The following is a 19,740-nucleotide window of genomic DNA, read 5'->3' as shown; positions in this document are numbered from 1 at the left end:
CACTCACCATTGTCGGCCTAATCCGCGGACTTTCATGCCGGGGGCTCCCAATGTTTTATGTCCTGCTCATATCGTCTGTGTTTTGGGACATGGTTTTGGACCCCGTGGTCAAAAAATGCCAAATATGAGTACTGTTGCAAAAGAGGTGTCATATTTTTCGGCCCGTTCTGAGCGAAAATGGGCTCAAAATCAATTTATCTAACCCCCTTTAAAGGGCGTTTGACGGCTTTCAACCTCTTCGAATCGCTCAAAGTAGGCACTTTGCTCTCGATTTTGCTGCTACTAAATTGGTGACAGTACTCATATTTGCCACTTTTTGTCCACGAGGTGTTCAGAGGAGCTCTCGACAAGCATCTAACGCTACAATAACTACCACGTGGCTGGGTTTGCCGGCCGAATGCGCGATGCCGCGGGAGGGGACATGGTCGAGTTTACAAAGACGATTAAAGATCCGTTGGGACTGCATGCCCGCCCGGTTGCGCTGCTTTACGACATCATTGCCAAGCATCGTAGCAACGTATCGGTCAGTATCGGCGATCGCCATACCGACGGCCGCGATGTAATGGGGCTCATGGCTCTCTACGGCGAGTGCGGCGAGGACATCATCTTCCGCGTTTCGGGCGTAGACGAGGCTTCCTGCGTCACGTCGATCAGAAACCTCTCGCTCTAAGCATGACAGGGCGCGGCAAAGGACAGCTCTTTGCCGCGCCTTTTTGTTTCGTATAGGAAACTTTTTCGGAATCTAAATGGGGACCCTTTCCAAAAAGTTAACCACGTGCTAGTTTACTAAAGCGAACATAGATGTGGTTAACTTTTACCGCGTCGATGTTGAGGACGAACTGACGTTAGGAGCCACTCATGTCTTGCGGACCGCAGATGCCGGCAATGCCGCTTTCGATGGTAAAAGCGGGCGAAACCGTGCGCGTGTCTCGTGTAAAGGGCAATGAGGATATGAAGCACCACCTCAAGGACCTCGGCTTTGTCGAGGGCAGCGAAATTCACGTGGTGAGCTCGAGTGGCGCCAATATCATCGTCACGGTGCTGGGCGCACGCTTTGGTATCGATTCCAAGGTTGCCATGCACATCATGACCGTCAGTTAGTCCGCAGCATTTAAAAAACCGAAAGGGGGACAAGTAAATGAAGACGTTGGGTGACGTTAAGGTGGGCGAGAGCTCCACCATCGTCAAGCTTCACGGTGAGGGTGCGCTTCGCCGCCACCTTATGGACCTGGGGCTCATCAAGGGCACTTCGTTCAAGGTCGTAAAGGTTGCACCGCTCGGAGATCCGGTCGAGATCAACGTGCGTGGCTACGAGCTCTCCATCCGCAAGGAGGAGGCTGCCGTCGTCGAGGTCCAGTAAGGGCCGGCGGCACATATTTCTGCAGATAAAGTTAGGTTTTTCTAACTTAATGCAGCATCTTTGATGCACATTATCCAGCCTGCGCGGAGAAAGCAGCGCGGGCACACAAGGAAGAAGGATTGAATGGCGGATTCTCAGATCCATGTCGCGCTGGCGGGTAACCCCAACTGCGGCAAGACCACGCTTTTCAACCTGATCACCGGCGCCAACGGCTACGTTGGCAACTGGCCCGGCGTCACGGTTGAGAAAAAGGAAGCCAAGCTCCTAAGCGACAAGAACGTCACGATTACGGACCTCCCCGGCATCTACTCGCTTTCCCCCTACAGCCCCGAGGAGCAGTGCTCGCGCGACTACCTCATGAGCGGCGAGCCCGATGTCGTCGTCCAGGTGGTCGATGCCACCAACCTCGAGCGCAACCTGTACCTGGCGCTTCAGGTTATCGAGACCGGCCTGCCCGTGGTCGTCGCCCTCAACATGGCCGACTTGGTCGAGAAGAACGGCGATAAGATCGACACGGACAAGCTCTCCAAGAAGCTCGGCTGCCCGGTCATGATGATCTCGGCTCTTAAGAACAAGGGCATCACGGAGCTGTTCGAGCAGGTCAAGAAGTCCGCTGCTTCCAAGGGCCAGGTGCCGGAGCACAAGTTCGATTCCTCCATCGAGGACGTTCTGGACCACATCGAGAACAACCTGCCGGCGAGCGTTCCCGCCAACAAGCGTCGCTACTACGCGGTCAAGCTGTTCGAGCGCGACGCGGACGCCTGCAAGCTCATCAACCTCACTAAGGAGAAGGCCGCTCGCGTGGAGCAGCTGGTCGCCCAGTGCGAACAGGACTGCGACGACGACGCCGAGTCCATCATCACCGGCGAGCGCTACGGCGTGATTGCCCACATCATCGACGAGTGCCTCACCAAGGCTCCGGCCAAGATGAGCACTTCCGAGAAGATCGACCGTGTGGTTACCAACCGCATCCTGGGCCTGCCGATCTTTGTGGTCATCATGTTCTGCGTGTACTACATCGCCGTTTCTACCCTCGGCGGCACGGTGACCGACTTCACCAACGACCAACTCTTCGGCACCGACGGCTGGTACGTGCTCGGTCAGGGTCGCGACGCCTATGACGCAGCTGTTGAGGCTGCGGGCGACAACGCCGACTCGGTCGACCCGGCGCAGTACGGCCCCTATGTCCCGGGTATCACCACCGTGGTGCACGACGCCCTTGTGGCGGGCGGCACCGAGGACGGTGGCCTGGTCGATTCGCTGGTCTGCGACGGCATCGTCGGCGGCCTGGGCGCCATCTTCGGCTTTGTGCCGCAGATGTTCCTGCTCTTTGTGATGTTGTCTTTCCTGGAGGACTGCGGCTACATGGCCCGCGTCGCCTTCATCATGGACCGCGTGTTCCGCCGCTTTGGCCTGTCCGGTAAGTCCTTTATCCCCATGCTCGTGTCCTCGGGCTGCGGCGTCCCCGGCGTCATGGCCACCAAGACCATCGAGAACGAGAAGGACCGCCGCATGACGGTCATGACCACCACGTTCATTCCCTGTGGCGCTAAGCTGCCGATCATTGCCCTGCTCATGGGTTCCATCATCGGCGATTCTTCTACCACCGCCGCGTGGATTAGCCCGCTCTTCTACTTCCTGGGCGTCTTTGCCGTCATCGCCTCGGGCCTCATGCTCAAGAAGACCAAGCTCTTCGCCGGCCGTCCGACGCCGTTCGTTATGGAGCTTCCTGCCTACCACTTCCCGGCGATCCGCTCTTGGGCGCTGCACGTGTGGGAGCGCTGCTGGGCCTTTATCAAGAAGGCCGGCACGGTCATCTTCGCGTCCACCGTCGTGGTGTGGTTCCTGTCCAACTTTGGCAGCTACAACGGCTCCTTTGGCTTCCTGCCTGCTATGGAGGGCATCCCCGAGGAGTTCATGGACTACTCCGTGCTTGCCATGCTCGGTAATCTGGTCGCTTGGATCTTCGCCCCGCTTGGCTTTAGCACCTGGCAGGCCACCGCGCTCACCGTCTCGGGCCTCGTCGCCAAGGAGAACGTCGTCGCTACCGCCGGCTCGCTGCTGTCCGTTGCCGACGCCGCCGAGACCGACCCGAGCCTGTGGACCGCGTTCGCCGGCATGTTCCCGACTATGGGCGCTTGCGTTGCCTTTGGCGCCTTTAACCTGCTGTGCGCCCCGTGCTTTGCCGCCATGGGCACTATCCGCAACCAGATGGACTCCGGCAAGTGGACCGCGATTGCCATCGGCTACGAGTGCGCCTTTGCCTGGGTGATCGGCCTGTTCATCAACCAGTTCTACAACCTGCTTGTCCTTGGCCAGTTTGGTATTTGGACGGTTGTAGCCATCGTTCTGCTGGTTGCGATGCTCTTCCAGATCTTCCGTCCCATGCCCAAGCACGCTTGGACCGACGAGGATGAGACCAACACCGCTTCCGCCGCAGTTTCCGCTTAAGTCCGAATAAGGATTAGCCCCTTTCCACGAGCCCGGGTGTCCCAGCGACACTCGGGCTTTTTGGTGGGGGAGATGTGGCGTTTCCGCAGATAAAACCGACCAAAATAAACCTGTCCCTTTTTGGTAGGTGGAGAATGGGGTAAAGTAAGTGGTGGTTAACTAGAGGAGGCTTGCTATGGCACCTATCGATATTGTTGTACTGGCTGTTATCGGCATTGCGTTTGTCGCCGTGTGCGTGCGCATTTATCGCAAGGGCACCTGCGCCGACTGCGCTCAAGGTGGCGTTTGCACGGGACATTGCTCCAACAAAAAGACGTGCGCCGCGCTTAAGGGCGTGGACAAAATTGCCGAAGATTTGAGCCGCGGTATTCATTAGCCGACCAGCGTTTGGGAATGCATTACTTCGGATACGGCAGTTGCTGATACGATAAGTACGTTAGCAACTGCCGCCGAGCGGCCCAAACGAAAGGAACCCTGTATGGAGTCCTCCGCCTACCCGATGCTCTTTAGTCCGATCAAGGTCGGTACGACCGAGGTCAAGAACCGCGTCTTTATGCCGCCGGTGTCCACCAACCTGGCCGATCATGGCTATGTGACCGACGACTTGGTCGATCATTACCGTGCCCGTGCCAAGGGCGGCGTGGGCCTCATCATCACCGAGGTCGTGACGGTCGAGCCTACCTATACCTACCTGCCGGGTGACATGTGCTGCTACGACGACACGTTTATCCCTGGCTGGGAAAAGCTCGCCGCGGCCGTCCACGAGTATGGCTGCAAGATTATGCCGCAGCTCTTCCACCCCGCCTACATGGCCTTTAACATTCCGGGCACGCCGCGCCTCGTCGCCCCGTCCTTTGTGGGCCCGTCCTATGCCCGCGAGGCGCCGCGCCCTATCACGGTCGATGAGATCCACGAGCTCACGCATCAGTTTGGCGACGCTGCCGTGCGCATGCAGAAGGCCGGTGTCGACGGCGTCGAGGTCCATGCGGCGCACGCCCACGGCATGCTCGGCGGCTTTTTGACCCCGCTCTATAACAAGCGTACCGACGAGTACGGTGGCTCGCTCGATGCCCGCATGCGCTTCTTGCTCGAGGTCATCGCCGAGATTCGCGAGCGCTGCGGCAAGGACTTCATCATCGACGTCCGTATCTCGGGCGACGAGTACACCGATGGCGGTCTGACCCTCAACGACATGATCTACGTCTCGCGTCGCCTGGAGAAGGCTGGCGTCGACATGATCCACGTGTCGGGCGGCACTACCATCAAGCGCGGCTCCGCGATTCCCGCCGCCGGTACGCAGCAGGCCTCGCACGCCGCCTGCTCGCGCGAGATCAAAAAGCATGTGAACATTCCCGTCGCCACGGTCGGCCGCATCAATGAGGCATGGATTGCCGAGGAGCTGATCGAGGACGGCGCTGCCGACATCTGCATGATGGGCCGCGCCAATCTGTGCGATGCCGAGTTCTGCAACAAGGCCGCTGCCGGCAATGCCGATGATATCCGTCCCTGCATCGGTTGCCTGCGCTGCCTGAACGGCATCATGTTTGGCAAGCGCATCTCCTGCACCGTCAACCCGGACGTGGAACGCGACGAGGCCGGCTACGAGCCTGCCGCCGAGGCAAAGAACGTGCTCGTTGTGGGTGCCGGTCCTGCGGGCATGGAGGCAGCCTACATTGCCGCCAAGCGCGGCCATAACGTGGTGCTCGTGGACAAGCAGGACGAGCCGGGTGGCGAGATGCGCATCGCGGCCGTTCCGCCGGCAAAGCACGAGCTCACCCGCGTGATCAAGTATCAGTACCGTCGCCTGGCCGAGGCAGGCGTCACGTGCGTCTTTGGCACCGAGCTCTCGGCCGAGGACATTCAGCGCGACTACGCGGGTTACGAGGTTGTCCTGGCCTACGGCGCCGAGCCCATCGCTCCGGCATTCATGCAGGGCTTTAAGCAGGTTATGACGGCTGACGACCTGCTGGGTGGCAAGGCTTTCCCGGGTAAGAAGATCGTCATTGTGGGCGGCGGCACCGTTGGCTGCGAGACGGCCGATTACCTGGCCCCGTTGGTCAACGACCTTTCGCCGGCCAATCGCGATGTCACCGTTATCGAGATGACCAAGACGCTTGCCGCCAACGAGGGCGGTGCCGGTCGCGCGGTGCTCATCACGCGCATGCTCTCCAAGGGCGTCCATGTGCTGACCGAGGCCAAGGTGACCGAAATCACCGAGGACGCCATCAGCTACGAAAAGGACGGCGAGGTCCACACCATCGCCGATGCCGATACGCTGGTGCTTGCCATGGGCTATCGTCCCAACACCAAGCTGGCCGACGACCTTACCGCTGCCGGCGTTGCCACCCACGTGCTGGGTGATGCCAACAAGTGCGGCAACATCCGCGATGCCATCGGGGATGGCTACAAGGTTGCCTGCGAACTCTAGTCAACCCCTTGGTGCATGAGGAGGGGCGTCTCTGCGCCATCCGATAGCAAAATAGCGGTGGTGTCCCGGGTTTCGGGATGCCACCGCTTGCTCTTGCGGTGCTGGCGACGTGAGCACTCCCTCTTTCACCGCAATTGAGGGGATGGGGGATGCGATAGTATTACGTGGTGATATTCGACAAACCGTGAGCTTCATTCGAGGGCTTTATGGAACAACACCAGCATTATCAGAGCCTGCAAGATCAGGCATACAACGCATTGCGCTCCAAGATCATCTATGCCGAGCTCAAGCCCGGCACGCGCCTTTCGGCGATTGGTCTGGAAAAGGAGACGGGAATCGGGCGCACGCCCATTCGCGAGTCCTTTGTGCGTCTGCGTGAGCAGGAGCTAGTGGAAACGCGTCCCAAAAGCGGCACCTATGTCTCAAAAATCAGCATGGAGCGCGCCGAGAACGCCTGTTTCTTGCGCGAGAAACTCGAAAGAAGCGTACTCATTAAATGCTGCTCGGCAGCCACGTCCGAGCAGAAGCATCGGCTTGAGCAGATTCTTGCCGAGTCCGAATCGCTCGACCATCGCGAAACGCGTCGCTTTTTCGACTTGGATAACCTGTTTCATGAGACGTGTTTTGTGATTGCCGGCCGTCACATGTTGTGGGATTGGATGAAGAGCATCAATACGCATTTTGAGCGATACAACTGGTTGCGTATGGTGTCGCAGGATCTGGATTGGGAGCCGATTCGTCGACAACATCGTCGGATTCTCGAGGCCATTAAGAGGGGCGATACCGACACGGCGAGCTATCTTGCCGAGACGCACTTGCACCTGATGCCCGAGGAGCAGGGCCCGGTTATCGCCTTGCATCCCGACTATTTCGAGCTTTCCAAAGACTCGTCTATCTAGCCCATCACCGCATCTGCTCGAGACGCAAAAACGATGCTGCTCACCTACAACGTTTTGCAAGCGAGTTTTTTAAAAATGCCTAAAATGGCTCAGACTGCCGACAATTGGGGAACGGGGTGCGCTATGGCGCAGATGAGGATTAAGGACATTGCCGCCGAGGCGGGCGTGAGCCCGGCCACGGTTTCGCGCTATCTCAACAACCGCCCCGGGCAGATGACCGAGGAAACTCGCGCGCGCATCGCGGCGGTTATCGAGCGCACTGGCTATCGCCCACGTGCCGCCGCGCGCAACCTGCGCAGCTCGCGCACCAACCTCATCGGCGTGATCCTGGCCGACATCGCTAACCCGTTCTCCAGCGCCATGCTCGAAGGGCTTTCCGCCAGCGCCGCCGCGCGCGGCTGCTCGCTCATGACCGCCATTAGCGGCAACGAACCCGCCAAGGAGGCAGAGTCGCTCACCAGACTTATCGATGCCGGCGCGGACGGCCTGGTCGTCAACACCTGTGGCGGCAACGACGGGGCCATCGCCGCGGCTGCGGGACGCCTGCCTGTCGTGCTGCTCGACCGCGATGTTGCCGACGGCGGTGTCGATCTGGTGACCTCCAACAACCGTGAGCTGGTCGCCGGCCTGGTAGACGCCTTGGCCTCTGCGGGCAGCGAGCGCCTGTGCCTGCTCGCCGAGGCAAGCGACGACAGCCCCGTGCGTCGCGAACGCGCCGAGGCGTTTGCCGACGAGCTCTCGCGCCGCGGCCTGGCCGGCGAGGTCGTCACCTTGGCGGACGGTGGCGTCGAGGGTGTCAGTCGCCTGGACGAGACCATCCGCGGCTATGCGGGTAAAAAGCTCGGCCTCATTGCCGTCAACGGCCTGGTTTTCCTGCGTCTGACCGAGGCGCTGGCCCAGCTCGGCCCCTCGTTGCCGGCTGGCCTCAAGATCGCGACGTTTGACGATTACCCCTGGAACCACGTGCTTTTTGGCGGTGTGACCACGGCCGCGCAAGACACCCTTACCATTGCCGAGCGCGTAGTCGAGCGCCTGTCCGAGCGCATCGACGTCGTTACCACTACGGTGGGCGATGCCGCAAAGCTCGCCCCCAAGCGCATCGAGGTCCCCGGCCACATCGAACACCGCGCTTCGACCTCGCGCTAGCCTGTGTGATATTATATAGACAATGTCATACAGGAGGTACCCATGGCTGCGTCTGTGCTGAGTGTGCGAGTGGACTCGTCAATTAAAGATTCATTTGCCGAGCTGTGCGAAGAACTTGGCATGACTTCGTCTGTTGCGGTCAATATGTTTATGAGACAGATGCTGCGCGAGCGCTCGCTGCCGTTTGTTCCTTCACTCGGTAAAAGCCCTGCGAGCGAAAGCGCTGCGGCGGGCATTTTGGATACTGCTCAGATTGAGTCAGCCGTCCGTGAGGCGGCCAGCCCGATTCCCGCCATCAAAACCGTGATTCTTTTTGGCTCGTATGCTCGTGGCGAGGCGCGTGCCGATAGTGACATTGACTTGCGTCTCGAAGTCGATCGCGATCAGGGCTTTGGTCTTTTCGCGTTGTCGGCGTTTGGTGAGGCGGTGCGCAAAGAAACCGGGAGGCAGGTCGACCTCGTCTCGAGTGACGATCTTGATGACGATCTTGCCGCGGTAATCGAGCGCGAAGGAGTGATCCTTTATGATCGCGCGTAAGTCAGACGGCCTGCCCACGCACGTTTTTTGAGCGCTTGATACGCTTTAACCCTGCGGAAACATTTTTCTGCGATAGTATCTGCGATATAAACCAGTCGAAACCCGCCCGAAAGAAAGGGGAGCGACATGAATCAGCAGAACATCGATTACGTACTCCGCTCCGTAGAGCAACGTGACATCCGCTTTGTTCGTCTGTGGTTTGTCGACATTCTCGGCCGCCTCAAGAACTTTGCCATTAGCCCCGAGGACCTCGAGGTCGCTTTTGAGGAGGGTATTGGCTTTGACGGCTCCGCCATCGAGGGCTTTGCCACGCCCGAGGAAGCCGACATGCTGGCGTTTCCCGATGCTTCAACCTTCCAGATCCTGCCATGGCGCCCGAGCCACAACGGCGTCGCCCGCGTGTTCTGCGACGTGTGCACTCCCGATTGCAAGCCGTTTGCCGGCGACCCGCGCGATGCGCTGCGCCGCATGTTCCACAAGGCCGAAAAGGCCGGCTACCTGCTCAACGTTGGTGCCGAGCTGGAGTATTACTACTTCCCCGACGAGCGCACGCCCGAGCCGCTCGACAACGTGGGCTACTTCGATCTTTCGGTGAGCGACGCCGCCCGCGACCTGCGCCGCAACACGGTCCTTACGCTCGAGAAGATGTCCGTGCCCGTGGAGTACACCTTCCACGCCGCTGGTCGCTCACAGCACGGCATGAGCCTGCGCCACGCCGAGGCCCTGAGTATGTCCGACGCCATCACCACGGCCAAGCTCATCATTAAGCAGCAGGCTTACGAGAGCGGCTGCCATGCCTCGTTTATGCCCAAGCCGCTGGCGGGTGAGGACGGCAGCGCCATGTTTTTGCATCAGTCGCTGTTCGACCATGACGGCAACAACGTCTTTTGGGGCGAGGACGACGAGAAGTACCACCTCTCCGACGTCGCCAAGCACTACATGGCCGGCATCTTGGCACACGCGCGCGAGATCAGCGCCATCACCAACCCCACGGTCAACTCGTATAAGCGCATCACCACGGGTGGCGACTCCGTGCCGCAGTACGCCACGTGGGGCCTGCGCAACCGCGCGAGCATGGTCCGCATTCCGGTCTACAAGCCCGGCAAGCAGCTGTCCACGCGCATCGAGCTGCGTAGTCCCGATCCCATGGCCAATCCGTACCTGGTCAACGCCGTCACGCTGGCGGCTGGTCTGGACGGCATCGAGCGCAAGCTGGAGCTCCCGCCCGAGGCCACGGCCGAGACGCTCAAGCTTACCGACCGTCAGATGGTCGAGGCCGGCTACACGCCGCTGCCGCGCTCGCTCAAAGAGGCGCTCGACGTGTTTGAGGATTCGCAGTTTATGAAGGATGCCCTCGGCGAGCACATCCACAGCTTCTTCCTCAAAAAGAAGCGCGACGAGTGGCATAAGTTTGAGTCTACGATCACCGAGTGGGAGATCAAGCACTACCTGGCGAACTCCTAATCGCGCTGGTTTGTTCCAGTACGATTGAGCTCATTTCTTTGGAGGCCGATATGTCCGAAAAGAGTGCCCTGTTCATGGCGCGCACGACGCGCTTCCACGAGTTTGCCCGCAGCTTGACGACTACCCTGGGTGTCGAGGTGAGCCTGGCAACCCCCGATTCGCCAACTGCGGCGCACGACTTTGACCTGCTGATTCTCGATTCCGATGGCATCCGCAGCGACCGCATCGATCAGATTGCCAAGTGGCTTGACGATCGCGGCGGTGTCCCCATGCTGGTGATCGTCGACGACGAGGCACTCGGTACCTTGCGCCTGCCCAATCACGCGCATGCCGACTTTGTATGCCCCACGGCGACGCCCAACGAGCTCAAGGCTCGCGCGCAGCGCCTGATGGGCGAGGAGGAGACCGTGGCCGCCGACGATGTGCTCAACATCGATAACCTCGAGATCAACCTGGCTACCTACCAGGTGACACTCGATAACGAGCCCATCGACCTGACGCTAATGGAGTACTCGCTGCTGAGCTTTTTGGCGACGCACCCCAACCGCGCCTACAGCCGCGAGGTGCTGCTGCACCGCGTGTGGGGCTTTGAGTACTGCGGCGGCACGCGCACCGTCGACGTGCACATCCGACGCATCCGCTCCAAAGTGGGCCCGCAGATCGCGGCGCACATCACCACCGTCCGCGGCGTGGGCTATCTGTTTAAGGACTAGATTTCCACCACAAAGGGGACAGGCACCTTTGTGGTGGTTTTGACGCAGGTGCGGGTTCCTCTCAAATCTGCAACAGAACTTAAGCCTTCCTAAAAGATTGCGTTCTCATACACTTGCGCCCGCATATTGGGGTACAACTCAACGTGAACAATGATGGCCCGTCACTTGTTTGGCGGGCCTTTGGTTATTTGACGAAAGGATCGCAGCTATGAGCGAGTACGATTCCCAGTGTCCCCAGGATGCGGGCAACGCCGGCGAGACCCAACAGCAGCCGCGCGTGCAGGTGGAGTCGACGCCTGCCGACAGCAACATTCCCTACGTGCAGGCCTACGACACGCAGACCGGCCAGCCGCTGGGCAGCCAGCAGGTCGTAAACAAGCACACAGTGGTCAAGACCAAGACCAAAAAGCTGCCAATCTTTATTACGGCACTTGCCGGCTGCGCCTGCGGCGCCCTGCTGGTCATTGCGCTCATTATGAGCGGCACGCTCAACATCGGTGGCGGCAAGAATGCCGTGACGGCGGGTGCATCTGGCTCGTCGACGCAAAAGATTACGATTGATTCCGAGGACACCACGCTGGCCGAGGCCGTTTCTGCCAAGGCCCTGCCCTCCGTCGTTTCCATCACCGCCACTTCGAGCGGCGGCCAGAATGGTTCGCTTTCGCAGTCTGCCGACGAGTCGGATAGCTCGGGCAGCGTCGGTTCGGGCGTTGTGCTCGATACCGAGGGCCACATCCTCACCAATAACCACGTGGTCGATGGCTACGACCAGTACGTGGTGACCATGGATGACGGCACCACCTACGAGGCCGAGTTCGTGGGCAACGATGCCTCGAGCGACCTTGCCGTCATCAAGCTCAAGGACGCCGATGCCTCCAAGCTCACCCCGATCGAGATCGGTGACTCCTCCAAGCTTAACGTGGGCGAGTGGGTTATGGCGATCGGCTCGCCGTTTGGCAACGAGCAGTCTGTCTCCACGGGTATCGTTTCGGCGCTGTATCGCTCCACGGCCATGAGCTCTACCAGCGGCAACACCATCTATGCCAACATGATCCAGACCGATGCTGCCATCAATCCGGGCAACTCCGGTGGCGCGCTCGTCAACGACAATGGTGAGCTCGTGGGTATCAACTCGCTCATCGAGAGCTACTCGGGCTCTAGCTCGGGCGTGGGCTTTGCTATTCCCGTTAACTACGCCAAGAACATTGCCGACCAGATTATCGACGGCAAGACGCCGGTGCATCCGTATCTGGGCGCCACGCTTTCGAGCGTCAACGCGCTCAACGCCCGTACCAACAAGCTGAGCACCGATAGCGGTGCCTATGTGGCAAGCGTCGTCGAGGACGGTCCCGCCGCCAAGGCCGGCATCCAGGAGGGCGATGTCATTACCAAGCTGGGCGACGACGAGATTACAAGCGCCGATGGCCTGATCATCGCGCTGCGCAGCCATGAGGTGGGCGAGAAGGTCGAGATTACGCTTATGCGCGGCAAGGAAGAGAAGAAGGTCACCGTCGAGCTGGGCTCCGACGAGGAGCTGCAGAACCAGCAGCAGAACGACAGCGCGACCGACACCGGCAACGGCGGCATTACCGACGAGCAACTGCGCCAGTATCTGGAGGAGCTGCTGGGCCAGCAGGGCCAGGGTCAGGGCCACGGTCAGGGTTTCTAACGAGCTGTATCGTACATACCGATGCCAGAGGGGGGCTGTTCCGTCAACGCGGGACAGCCCCCCCTCTTTTCCTATTGATCCTTTGGGGACGGGGAAACGGATCATTTTGGTTAGTCTTCGTCGCTGGGAAGGCTTCCAAATGCCTCGACGTACTCTTCGTCCGACATCCAGTCGATGATGTCGCCGGGTTTGCAGTGAAGCGCCTCGCACATTGCGGTCAACGTCGAAAAGCGGATGCCCTTGAGCCTCCCCGTTTTAATGCGCGAAACGTTAACGGGCGAGATGCCGATAATGTCGGCAAGTTCTTGAGAGGACATTTTGCGATCCGCCATGACGCGATCGAGTCTCATGACGATTGGCATGCTGCCCTCCTTCTAAATAATGGCGTCAACGTCCGACTGCAAGAGTCGCCCGTACTCAAAGATAGCCGAAAGGGATAGCGCAAACAAAGCGAGAACCAGTGTCCAAGCGTTAAAACCAAAGATGCCAATTGCGGTAATACTGACGTCGTTGGGGAGCTGGATGGCACACAGGTTATCTAGGGTAATCGAGACAATTGAAGAAATGAGCAGCAGAAGTCCAACAACCAGAAGACGCCGGCATTGTTTTCGCGTGAATATCGACTGAGTGCTGACGACGTCAAGGCAGAAGTTCAAGTAGACAATCAGGCATGCGATTGAAAGCGCCAGGGCCAGAACGTCGCGGATGGCAAGCGCGGTAAGGACGGCGCTCGGAATGGACTCACCGTTAATGTAGAGGGGAGTGGGTGCAAAGAGCACCTCCCGCGCCTCGTTGGCAACGCTGAACGCTGAGAAGGCCGCCATGATTGCTGCGACAGACAAAGTGGCGAGCAACATCACACTGCTAAAACGGCATCGTTTATCTGAGCTTTCCATAATTAACCCCAAAAAGGCTGCGGCAATGCCGCAGCCAAAAAATCCTAAGCATAGATGGTTCTTGCTTCAGAATGCCAACTGCCGTTGTAATAGTAAGTAACAGTTACGACGACGCTTCCGTTGCTGAGTCCGTATCTATAAGTCCAGCTGATGTTGCTTACTCGAGAATTGGAGGTCCAGTTCTTTATGGATTTGATGCCTGTTATCGTTCCATAGGTATCGTTAACGGTGTAAGTAACATGGAGCCTGACGCCGTTCGAATAGGCGAGGGTGGTTTCGGCGGTGTAGATTGAACGACTTTCGGCAACTGGCGAAATGATAGAGGAATGGGTTTCTGCTGCGAAGGCGGGCTGCGCGGTCATGCACGATAACCCAACAAGGCAGACGGCGAGTAAATAAGCAACCTTTTTCATCATTGGCTCCTAACTATCTGGTGATTATTTTTTAAACTCCTTTCTGACATCGAGCTATTCCTTTTGCGTAATCGTGATGGCTGTTGGCGTTATGAGGGCGGGCAGCTTTGTGGGATCGGGATCGCTGCTGGTGTTGACGGTGCAGGTTACGTCAACGTAGACGCCTTCTTTGATGGCTCCGACTTCTGCCTTCTTGCCATCCTGATCCTTAATGGGGATGGTTGAATTGATTTTGAAGTTGAGGTGCAGCGGTGCGGATTGGAATTGCTCGCTTGCGATAACGAAGCGACCTTCGCTCGCCCCGCTGGCGGAAGGGTGATACACAGCAACGACTTCGCCCCGCAAGGAAAGGTCCTTCGAAAAGGGAATGTCCTTCCAGAAAAAGCCGAGCAAAGCGGCTGCTATAAGGACAAGGGGGACGAGGATGGTTAGGAAACGTTTGGACTGATTCTTCATTTCAATCACCTCACGTTGATAATACCAAAATATATTGCAAACACAATATAAAATATTAACTACTATGAACTGAGTCGCATAATTTAGCATGTCGAACCCGCTGTCGCTCCAGTTTGACGGCTGCCGATTCGGTGCGGTTTGAGACCGCTAATCGGCCCCATCGTGACCGGTGGTACTCTTGTATCCGTTTGAAATCGAGCGAAGGAGTGCCGCTATGGAGCAATCGAGCCTGTTTGGTGACGGTGTGGATATCGATACCAAAACGCCCACGACCGCGGAAGCCGCCGCACCGACCGATGCCCGTGCCCAGGCGGCAACGCGCGCGGCTGAGCTGCGCCACGAGCTCGATTACCACGCGTACCGCTACTACATGCTCGATGCGCCCGAGATCACGGATGCCGCCTTTGACAAAATGCTCGTTGAGCTGCAGGAAATCGAGGCCACCTACCCCGACCTGGTAACGCCCGACAGCTATACCCAGCGCGTGGGCGGATACGTGAGCGAGCAATTTACTCCGGTCACGCATATGGCGCGCATGTATTCCATGGACGATGCCATGGATCTGGACGAGCTCGACGCATGGCTCCAGCGCACCGAGGATGCGCTCGGTGCCGGCAGCGTCACCTATACCTGCGAGCTTAAGATTGACGGTCTGGGCGTGGCCCTGACCTACCAAAACGGCACCTTTGTGCGCGCCGCCACACGCGGCGACGGCGCCACGGGCGAGGACGTGTCGCTCAACGTGCGCACCATCAAGGATGTGCCCATGCACCTGTCCGAGCCGGCGCTCGCCCACATGGGCGCCGACCGCGAGCGCGCCATCGAGGTGCGCGGCGAGGTCTATATGCCCAAAGGCAGCTTTGTTCGTCTGAATGAAGAGGCCGATGCCGAGGGCCGCGACCCCTTCGCCAACCCGCGCAACGCCGCCGCCGGATCGTTGCGCCAGAAGGATCCCAAGGTCACGGCGCGCCGCGACCTGGCCACCTTTATCTACGCCATCGCCGATACCGATCCGCTGCACGTCCACAGCCAGCGCGAGTTTCTGGACTGGCTGCGCAGCGCCGGTTTTAGCGTCAACCCCAACGTGGCCCGCTGCGCCACGCCGGCCGAGGTCCACGAGTTCTGCGCCCAAGCCCTCGAGCATCGCGGCGACTTGGACTACGACATCGACGGCGTGGTCGTAAAGGTCGACAGCTTCCAGCAGCAGCTCGACCTGGGCTTTACCGCTCGCGCGCCGCGCTGGGCCATTGCCTTTAAGTTCCCGCCCGAGGAAAAGCAGACCATCCTGCGCGAGATTCGCATCCAGGTGGGCCGCACCGGCGTGCTCACGCCGGTCGCCGAGTTCGATCCGGTCACAGTTGCCGGCTCCACCATCGCGCGCGCCACGCTGCACAACATCGACGAGATCCGCCGCAAAAACGTGCGCGAGGGCGACACCATCATCGTGCACAAGGCGGGCGACGTGATCCCCGAGGTCGTGGGTCCCGTGCTCGACAAGCGCCCGGTCGACAGCGTTGATTGGCACATGCCCGAGGTTTGCCCCGTGTGCGGCAGCCCCGTGGTTCACGAGGATGGCGAGGTGGCCTACCGCTGCGTGTCCATCGACTGCCCCGCACAGCTCAAGGAGCGCCTGCTCCACTGGGTGAGCCGCGGCTGTATGGACGTCGATGGCCTGGGCGACGAAATCGTCGACAAGATGATCGCTGCCGGCCTGATCCACGATGTCGCGGACTTCTACCAGCTCACGGTGGACGATATCGCCGGCCTGGACACGGGCCGCGTGTACGCCAGCTCCAATAGCAAAAAGGGCGTCAAGAAGGGCGACCCCATTCCGGTAGGCCTCAAGACGGCCGAGAAAATCATCGCCGAACTCAACAAGTCCAAGAGCCAACCGCTCGGTCGCGTACTATTTGCCCTGGGTATCCGCCATGTAGGCAAGAGCGTGGGCGAGGTCATCGCCGAGCGATTCCTGTCGATCGACAAGCTCATCTTGGCGAGCGAAGAGGACATCGCCGAGTGCGAGGGCATCGGTCCCAAGATTGCGGCGAGCGTCAAGCAGTTCCTGGCCGTGCCCGAGAACCTTGCCGTGCTGGAGCGCCTGCGCCAGGCGGGCCTGTCGCTCGAGGTCGACTTGGGCGCCGCGCACGCGCAAGCCGCGGCCGACGCTGGCGTGGCAGGCGATCTCGCCGACGCACAGCCGCTTGCGGGTCTGACCTTCGTGCTCACCGGCACGCTCGTCAACCGCACGCGCGACGAGGCGGGTGCGGCGCTCAAGGTGCTCGGTGCCAAGGTCTCGGGCAGCGTGTCCAAGAAGACGAGCTATCTGGTCGCCGGTCCCAAAGCGGGCTCCAAGCTCACCAAGGCCGAGCAGTTGGGTGTGCCCGTGCTGGACGAGGACGCGCTCGAGCAGATCTTAGCTACTGGTGAGGTGCCCCAGGCTTAAGGTGCCGATAATCAAATTGGATAACCTCCCGGAAAGTCTGATACTTTCCGGGAGGTTTTTATTTGGGTGCGGTGACGGACACCGTGATCTGCGTCATGTAGGTTGCTGAGGGTGATCCTGCGGATCGGTACCGTCTCGGAGCGATAAGAGATTCATACAAAGCAGAGGTGCCCGTAATGGTTGATTGCCCCCATTATAGTGATTTTTATATACACTAACATTAACATTAACGTGTATACTAAGCAGCGAAGATATATGTTGAGAGGAGCCGCTATGGTTACCGTCGCGTTTTCGGAACTGCGCCAAAACCTTACGCAGGTGGCCGAAAAGGTTGCCAATGAGGGCGAGGAAGTTGTGGTCTTCAAGCGGAGCAAGCCGTTGTTCAAGATCGTGCCGCTCGACTATCAAGGCCCGGTTGCAGTGGAATATGACGCTACCCAGGAGCGCGGGGGTGCAAAGCCGACGCGCGGCTCGGACAAGCCCAAGCGCGACGTGGGTACGATGTGGCATCCCAAGATCACCTGGAAGGAGATTCGCGAAATGCTCGCGGAGGATGAGGACTACCAGGAGTATCTCGATATCGTAGCCAAAATGCCAAAAGGAACGCCGCTCGATACGATGACAGTTGAAGATGAAAAGCGCGTTGCGAGGGAGCGCTACCTATGAGAGCATTTCTCGATACCAATTTTCTGCTCGATTGCGTGCTTCCGGGCCGGCCGGAACATGCGTCGGCGCAAGCGATCAAGGGGCTCGTCGACGTGGGGCTTATCGAGGGCGTTGTTTCGGCTTGTTCTCTCAAGGACGCGTACTACATTCTCACCAAACAGGCCGGCGAGTCGCGCGCCCGCGAGGTGGTGCGCGACTGCCTTAAGAGCTACTCGTTAGAGCCTCTCGACCAAGAAGCTTGTTTTACCTCCGCCTATTCCGATGAGCCGGACTTTGAGGACGGCTGTATCCGTGCGATGGCCGAGCGTGCCGGTGCGGACTTTATCATCACGCGCGATCGAGCCGCTTTTGTGCGCTCGACCATCAAGACCTTCTCGCCCGCAGAGTTCATCCGGGCGTTTCCGATTCCGGAGGAGTAAATCTGCCATATCGGGGATTGTCCTCGACATGGCGGTTCTCCTGGGGTCGTCGCTGATGATGTCGTCGATGAGGGCGATTTCGCGTCGCCCCGCTACGCCATCAGCTTGTCAAAAGTTCCGCGGCGGTTGAGCACGGTAAATGCAATCACGCAGATGGCCGCCGACAGAATCGACCCGCACGGCGAGGCGATGCCCATGGGGAACAGCGTGTCGGAATAGGCGTTCGACAGCAGCCACGCGCCCGGCACGCGAATGAGCGCCACGGCCAGCACGTTGTGCGCAAAGCCGATGTAGCTCTTGCCATACGCGGCGAAAAAGCCACTAAAGCAAATGTGGATGCCGGCAAAGATTGCGTCGAAAATATAGCTGCGCATATAGCCGGCACCCGCCGTGACCACTGCAGCGTCCTTGGCAAAAAAGCCGATAAACACCGGCGCCACCAGCCACATCAGCACCGTGATCAGGCAGCCGTACACCACCGAGATCGTCATGGCATCCTTGAGCACCTGACGCGCGCGGTCGCCCTTGCCCGCGCCGGCGTTTTGCGCCGTGAGCGCGCTGACGGTAGCGCCCATAGAACTCGGCACGATAAACAAAAAGCTGATCATCTTTTCGACCAGGCCCACGGCGGCGGCGTCGACCAGGCCGCGGTGGTTGGCGATGACGGTGATGAACATAAACGCCACCTGGATGCAGCCGTCCTGCACGGCCACGGGCACGCCGATCTTAAGAATGCTGCCGAGCACCTCGGGCTGGGGGCGCAGGTCGCTGCGCTTAACGTGGATGTTTGTGCGACGGCTCTTGAGCCACACGAGCGCGAGGGCCACGCTCGCCGTCTGCGCGGTCACCGTGCCGAGCGCCGCGCCCACGGGGCCGAGCCCCATGTGGCCGATAAACAGAAAATCAAGCGCGATGTTGATGATACATGCCACGCCAATCACGTACATGGGCGAGCGCGAATCGCCCAGCCCGCGAAAGATGGCCGAAAGAATGTTGTATGCGGCGATAAACGGAATGCCCATAAAGCAAATGCGCAGGTAGGCGGCGGTGCCTTCGACCGCCTCGGCCGGCGTGCCAATGAGCGCCACGATCTGCGGGCACAGTGCGAGCAAGATAGCGGCCAGCACCACCGAGACACCCATAAAGAGCGTGATGGTGTTGCCGATGGCGGTCTCGGCTCGGTCAAACCGGCGCGAGCCCACGGCGTGGCCGACGATGACCGTCGTTCCCATGGCCAGGCCCACGAGCGTTACGGTAATGATATAGAGCGTCTGTGCGCCGTTGCCCACGGCGGTGATGCCGGCGGCGCCGCTAAACTGCCCCATCATGTACAGGTCGGCCATGCCGTAGAGCATCTGCAAAAAGTACGAGAGCATATAGGGCAGGGCAAAGACCGCGATGGTCTTGAGGACATTGCCGCGTGTGAGGTCGTGTTCCATGGGCGGGGCTTTCTGGCTGGGTTCGTTTTGCTACCAGTGTAGTGAAAACCCTACAACGATTGTAGAGTCAAGGTTTATGTTGGCAGCGGGGCGAAAAAAGTCACGACCGCGGACATTTCCAAATGAATACGGGGGCGCGCCTTGCCGAATACGATGCTTTGGTCCCTCCATGCCCCTCAACTCGCCTCAAACCATCACAACATTCGACGTTTTTTGACAAAATCGGGAAAAGCATCGAATGTTGTGATGGTTTTTCTGCCACTCGATCGGGTGGAATCGCTTTCTTGCGCACGCAGGTGTGCGGACCCGTGGGCAGGGGAATAAGGTTGGTTATCCGACTC

Annotated in this window: 21 protein-coding genes; 16 read left to right on the top strand and 5 right to left on the bottom strand. The window is 59.4% G+C overall.

All coding sequences use genetic code 11. The annotated features are described in order from the left end of the window. The 13 genes from ACESSC_RS09220 to ACESSC_RS09160 all read left to right on the top strand — a co-directional run. The coding region (locus ACESSC_RS09220) for a hypothetical protein (protein WP_373162643.1) at window positions 1–202 on the top strand (202 nt) is incomplete at its 5' end. Window positions 203–421: 219 nt separating this feature from the next. Continuing rightward, window positions 422–670, top strand: a complete 249-nt coding sequence (locus ACESSC_RS09215; RefSeq protein WP_158559602.1) for an HPr family phosphocarrier protein — start codon at window positions 422–424, stop codon at window positions 668–670. A gap of 188 nt (window positions 671–858) precedes the next feature. After that, window positions 859–1,101 (top strand): FeoA family protein, encoded by a 243-nt coding sequence (locus tag ACESSC_RS09210; protein ID WP_233514447.1) that lies wholly within the window; start codon window positions 859–861, stop codon window positions 1,099–1,101. 37 nt (window positions 1,102–1,138) lie between these two features. Beyond that, window positions 1,139–1,360 (top strand): FeoA family protein, encoded by a 222-nt coding sequence (locus ACESSC_RS09205; protein ID WP_006234774.1) that lies wholly within the window; start codon window positions 1,139–1,141, stop codon window positions 1,358–1,360. 123 nt (window positions 1,361–1,483) lie between these two features. Further along, complete coding sequence (gene feoB, locus ACESSC_RS09200) at window positions 1,484–3,811, top strand: ferrous iron transporter B (protein ID WP_373162641.1); 2,328 nt, start codon at window positions 1,484–1,486, stop codon at window positions 3,809–3,811. A 175-nt stretch (window positions 3,812–3,986) separates the two neighbouring features. Further along, window positions 3,987–4,187 carry a hypothetical protein gene (locus ACESSC_RS09195; RefSeq protein ID WP_118258538.1) on the top strand — a complete coding sequence of 67 codons (201 nt, stop codon included), beginning with the start codon at window positions 3,987–3,989 and terminating at the stop codon, window positions 4,185–4,187. Window positions 4,188–4,289: 102 nt separating this feature from the next. Then, on the top strand, window positions 4,290–6,239 hold the full coding sequence (locus tag ACESSC_RS09190; RefSeq protein ID WP_373162639.1) for an FAD-dependent oxidoreductase: 1,950 nt from the start codon (window positions 4,290–4,292) through the stop codon (window positions 6,237–6,239). A 206-nt stretch (window positions 6,240–6,445) separates the two neighbouring features. Beyond that, window positions 6,446–7,138 carry a GntR family transcriptional regulator gene (locus ACESSC_RS09185; protein ID WP_373162637.1) on the top strand — a complete coding sequence of 231 codons (693 nt, stop codon included), beginning with the start codon at window positions 6,446–6,448 and terminating at the stop codon, window positions 7,136–7,138. Window positions 7,139–7,261: 123 nt separating this feature from the next. Further along, window positions 7,262–8,284, top strand: coding sequence for a LacI family DNA-binding transcriptional regulator (locus ACESSC_RS09180; protein WP_373162635.1), 1,023 nt, complete (start codon window positions 7,262–7,264; stop codon window positions 8,282–8,284). Window positions 8,285–8,326: 42 nt separating this feature from the next. Beyond that, the gene (locus tag ACESSC_RS09175; protein ID WP_373162633.1) at window positions 8,327–8,821 is read left to right on the top strand and encodes a type II toxin-antitoxin system RelB/DinJ family antitoxin; all 495 of its coding nucleotides are present in this window, start codon (window positions 8,327–8,329) and stop codon (window positions 8,819–8,821) included. A gap of 126 nt (window positions 8,822–8,947) precedes the next feature. Continuing rightward, on the top strand, window positions 8,948–10,285 hold the full coding sequence (locus ACESSC_RS09170) for a glutamine synthetase family protein (protein WP_373162631.1): 1,338 nt from the start codon (window positions 8,948–8,950) through the stop codon (window positions 10,283–10,285). A 50-nt stretch (window positions 10,286–10,335) separates the two neighbouring features. After that, entirely contained in the window at window positions 10,336–10,998 is a 663-nt protein-coding gene (locus ACESSC_RS09165; protein WP_118256204.1) for a response regulator transcription factor, read from the top strand. A gap of 208 nt (window positions 10,999–11,206) precedes the next feature. Beyond that, window positions 11,207–12,667, top strand: coding sequence for a S1C family serine protease (locus ACESSC_RS09160; protein WP_373162629.1), 1,461 nt, complete (start codon window positions 11,207–11,209; stop codon window positions 12,665–12,667). A gap of 110 nt (window positions 12,668–12,777) precedes the next feature. Here the strand turns inward: ACESSC_RS09160 and ACESSC_RS09155 are convergent, their stop codons facing one another. The 4 genes from ACESSC_RS09155 to ACESSC_RS09140 are packed head-to-tail and all read right to left on the bottom strand — an operon-like array spanning window position 12,778 to window position 14,432. Continuing rightward, the gene (locus ACESSC_RS09155; RefSeq protein WP_148331698.1) at window positions 12,778–13,029 is read right to left on the bottom strand and encodes a helix-turn-helix domain-containing protein; all 252 of its coding nucleotides are present in this window, start codon (window positions 13,027–13,029) and stop codon (window positions 12,778–12,780) included. 12 nt (window positions 13,030–13,041) lie between these two features. Beyond that, complete coding sequence (locus ACESSC_RS09150; RefSeq protein ID WP_373162627.1) at window positions 13,042–13,563, bottom strand: hypothetical protein; 522 nt, start codon at window positions 13,561–13,563, stop codon at window positions 13,042–13,044. A 44-nt stretch (window positions 13,564–13,607) separates the two neighbouring features. Next, complete coding sequence (locus ACESSC_RS09145; protein ID WP_195443935.1) at window positions 13,608–13,976, bottom strand: hypothetical protein; 369 nt, start codon at window positions 13,974–13,976, stop codon at window positions 13,608–13,610. A gap of 54 nt (window positions 13,977–14,030) precedes the next feature. Further along, window positions 14,031–14,432, bottom strand: coding sequence for a hypothetical protein (locus ACESSC_RS09140; protein ID WP_148331695.1), 402 nt, complete (start codon window positions 14,430–14,432; stop codon window positions 14,031–14,033). 214 nt (window positions 14,433–14,646) lie between these two features. On the opposite strand from ACESSC_RS09140, the gene ligA reads away from it, so the two are divergent. The 3 genes from ligA to ACESSC_RS09125 all read left to right on the top strand — a co-directional run bounded on the left by ligA (window position 14,647) and on the right by ACESSC_RS09125 (window position 17,960). Then, window positions 14,647–16,875 (top strand): NAD-dependent DNA ligase LigA, encoded by a 2,229-nt coding sequence (gene ligA, locus ACESSC_RS09135; protein ID WP_373162625.1) that lies wholly within the window; start codon window positions 14,647–14,649, stop codon window positions 16,873–16,875. A gap of 273 nt (window positions 16,876–17,148) precedes the next feature. Continuing rightward, window positions 17,149–17,541, top strand: a complete 393-nt coding sequence (locus ACESSC_RS09130; protein ID WP_158550998.1) for a type II toxin-antitoxin system Phd/YefM family antitoxin — start codon at window positions 17,149–17,151, stop codon at window positions 17,539–17,541. Then, entirely contained in the window at window positions 17,538–17,960 is a 423-nt protein-coding gene (locus ACESSC_RS09125) for a PIN domain-containing protein (RefSeq protein WP_373162622.1), read from the top strand. The genes ACESSC_RS09130 and ACESSC_RS09125 overlap by 4 nt, the downstream gene beginning before the upstream one ends. Window positions 17,961–18,052: 92 nt before the next feature. On the opposite strand, the gene ACESSC_RS09120 is transcribed toward ACESSC_RS09125, so the two are convergent. Then, complete coding sequence (locus tag ACESSC_RS09120) at window positions 18,053–19,399, bottom strand: MATE family efflux transporter (protein ID WP_373162620.1); 1,347 nt, start codon at window positions 19,397–19,399, stop codon at window positions 18,053–18,055. Window positions 19,400–19,740: the final 341 nt, after the last annotated feature.

It is taken from the genome of Collinsella aerofaciens, from assembly GCF_964243765.1.
Lineage (GTDB): Bacteria > Actinomycetota > Coriobacteriia > Coriobacteriales > Coriobacteriaceae > Collinsella > Collinsella aerofaciens_BU.
This window is presented reverse-complemented; position numbering and strand designations above follow the sequence as displayed.

Bases quoted from the DNA above. Each gene is read 5' to 3' on its own strand.
- ACESSC_RS09130 (WP_158550998.1), top strand. From the start codon at position 17,149: ATGGTTACCGTCGCGTTTTCGGAACTGCGCCAAAACCTTACGCAGGTG.
- feoB (WP_373162641.1), top strand. From the start codon at position 1,484: ATGGCGGATTCTCAGATCCATGTCGCGCTGGCGGGTAACCCCAACTGC.
- ACESSC_RS09210 (WP_233514447.1), top strand. From the start codon at position 859: ATGTCTTGCGGACCGCAGATGCCGGCAATGCCGCTTTCGATGGTAAAA.
- ACESSC_RS09205 (WP_006234774.1), top strand. From the start codon at position 1,139: ATGAAGACGTTGGGTGACGTTAAGGTGGGCGAGAGCTCCACCATCGTC.
- ACESSC_RS09165 (WP_118256204.1), top strand. From the start codon at position 10,336: ATGTCCGAAAAGAGTGCCCTGTTCATGGCGCGCACGACGCGCTTCCAC.
- ACESSC_RS09155 (WP_148331698.1), bottom strand. From the start codon at position 13,029: ATGCCAATCGTCATGAGACTCGATCGCGTCATGGCGGATCGCAAAATG.
- ACESSC_RS09190 (WP_373162639.1), top strand. From the start codon at position 4,290: ATGGAGTCCTCCGCCTACCCGATGCTCTTTAGTCCGATCAAGGTCGGT.
- ligA (WP_373162625.1), top strand. From the start codon at position 14,647: ATGGAGCAATCGAGCCTGTTTGGTGACGGTGTGGATATCGATACCAAA.
- ACESSC_RS09125 (WP_373162622.1), top strand. From the start codon at position 17,538: ATGAGAGCATTTCTCGATACCAATTTTCTGCTCGATTGCGTGCTTCCG.
- ACESSC_RS09140 (WP_148331695.1), bottom strand. From the start codon at position 14,432: ATGAAGAATCAGTCCAAACGTTTCCTAACCATCCTCGTCCCCCTTGTC.
- ACESSC_RS09145 (WP_195443935.1), bottom strand. From the start codon at position 13,976: ATGAAAAAGGTTGCTTATTTACTCGCCGTCTGCCTTGTTGGGTTATCG.
- ACESSC_RS09120 (WP_373162620.1), bottom strand. From the start codon at position 19,399: ATGGAACACGACCTCACACGCGGCAATGTCCTCAAGACCATCGCGGTC.
- ACESSC_RS09170 (WP_373162631.1), top strand. From the start codon at position 8,948: ATGAATCAGCAGAACATCGATTACGTACTCCGCTCCGTAGAGCAACGT.
- ACESSC_RS09185 (WP_373162637.1), top strand. From the start codon at position 6,446: ATGGAACAACACCAGCATTATCAGAGCCTGCAAGATCAGGCATACAAC.
- ACESSC_RS09160 (WP_373162629.1), top strand. From the start codon at position 11,207: ATGAGCGAGTACGATTCCCAGTGTCCCCAGGATGCGGGCAACGCCGGC.
- ACESSC_RS09180 (WP_373162635.1), top strand. From the start codon at position 7,262: ATGGCGCAGATGAGGATTAAGGACATTGCCGCCGAGGCGGGCGTGAGC.
- ACESSC_RS09215 (WP_158559602.1), top strand. From the start codon at position 422: ATGGTCGAGTTTACAAAGACGATTAAAGATCCGTTGGGACTGCATGCC.
- ACESSC_RS09150 (WP_373162627.1), bottom strand. From the start codon at position 13,563: ATGGAAAGCTCAGATAAACGATGCCGTTTTAGCAGTGTGATGTTGCTC.
- ACESSC_RS09175 (WP_373162633.1), top strand. From the start codon at position 8,327: ATGGCTGCGTCTGTGCTGAGTGTGCGAGTGGACTCGTCAATTAAAGAT.
- ACESSC_RS09195 (WP_118258538.1), top strand. From the start codon at position 3,987: ATGGCACCTATCGATATTGTTGTACTGGCTGTTATCGGCATTGCGTTT.